Origin of the sequence: Brevibacillus jepli (assembly GCF_047229145.1) — a bacterium.
In the GTDB taxonomy this organism is placed as follows: Bacteria; Bacillota; Bacilli; order Brevibacillales; family Brevibacillaceae; genus Brevibacillus.
Genome location: NZ_JBFEFW010000079.1, coordinates 1 through 1,614, shown reverse-complemented (window position 1 = coordinate 1,614; position 1,614 = coordinate 1). Strand labels below are relative to the sequence as shown.

Here is a 1,614-nt window from a genome sequence, read left to right as displayed (position 1 = left end):
TTTCGTATTATGAGGTCAGCCAGAATAAAACTGGCTGGCCATTTTTCATGGAAATGGCTTTACTCTATTAGTAGCCGGGTAGAACGGTTCGCTAATTGGGAAAAACCCGTGGAGAAAACTGTTCACCCCTACTTGTATAACTATGTTTGGGCTGGTTGGGACAAGATCCCGCATCACATGCGAAGCTATGGTACACAAGTGGATAAGGGGCTACCGGCAAAAGAAACGAGAGGAAGGAATCGTCGTGAATCCAGTTGTAGGAATCGACGTAGCAAAGGGAGAGAGTCACGCACAGATCTTTCTAGATCGAAACCAATTGTATGGGAAGGGATTTCGTTTCTACCATACCGCAACAGATTTGGCATGGCTTCATGAAAAGCTACAAGAAGTAGAAAAGGAAAGTGGTTGTCGTCCAGCAATCATTCTTGAGGCTACAGGTCATTATCATTACCCCCTGGTAGAGTGGGCGGAGGAAAACAACTATGTCCTGTATATTCTCAATCCTCTGTTAGCACAGCGGGCAAAGAAAACGCGCTTACGGAAAGTAAAGACGGATAAAGTGGACGCCATTCATCTAGGTGAACTTTTTTACAAAGAGGAATTTTCTCCGTACCAGAAACAGGCGGCACATTGGGTCCATTTACGCCATCTTACGAGACAGCATGAAGCGATGACCGATATGTATGTACAGACGAAACTACAATTTCGAACGGTATTAGACCAGGTATTTCCAACGTATGAGGGGGTGTTTGGTGATTTGTATTCCACTGTGTCATTAGAGGTATTAGGAATGTATTCCACACCTAATGCGGTAAAAAACGCAGGGGTAGATCAGCTAGCAGCGTGTATTGAAATCAAAATTGTACGTAGCCGTTCACAGAAGTGGGTAAGAGAAAAAGCGTTACGTATAGTGGCGGCAGCAGAAAAAAGCCCCTTTCAAAAAGGGCTCCATGAGAGTTATACACTGAGTTTACGTATGCTGATCACGCTGCTTCTTCAGTACCAGGAGCATCTATCCACCCTAGAAAAACAAATAGATGCTCTGGCTGAAGAAAGAAAAGAATATGATCTACTCCGCTCTATTCCTGGTATAGGAAACAAGATTGCAGCAACAATCTTGGCCGAAATCGGAGAAATAGAACGGTTTGACCACGCAAAGAAGTTGGTTGCATTCGTGGGAGTCGACCCCAGTGTCACATCCTCAGGCAAGTTCACAGCAAGCACGAACCGCATTACCAAGCGAGGTTCCAAGCGCTTGAGAAGAGCCTTATACCAAGCTGTACAATGTGGAATACGGAGACGAAGGATGTGTCCCTTAAAAAGCTCGGTGAATCCACGCATGCGCGAGTATTATGACATAAAAAAAGGGGAAGGAAAACCCCACAAACAAATCGTTATTGCCTGTGTGAATAAGCTGGTACGCTGGATATACTCCATTTTAACGAGAAGCGAGCCCTATAAGACTGACTTCCAGTTAGCATAATGGAATTAATTACCATAACCTCCTAAAAAATGGAGGTTATTTCGTATGCTCATAATTAAATGATATCACAAGTACAGAGAAGATTTTAAAAAACTTGACAAACTATTAGCTGGTTTTCTCCTGTTTCCTCT

The 1,614-nt window shown here is 43.6% G+C and carries 1 protein-coding gene; it reads left to right on the top strand.

Annotation, left to right across the window (positions count from 1 at the left end; all coding sequences use genetic code 11):
- Positions 1 to 244: 244 nt before the first annotated feature.
- Positions 245 to 1,483 (top strand): IS110 family RNA-guided transposase, encoded by a 1,239-nt coding sequence (locus AB1L17_RS31315; protein ID WP_412848818.1) that lies wholly within the window; start codon positions 245 to 247, stop codon positions 1,481 to 1,483.
- Positions 1,484 to 1,614 lie beyond the last annotated feature (131 nt).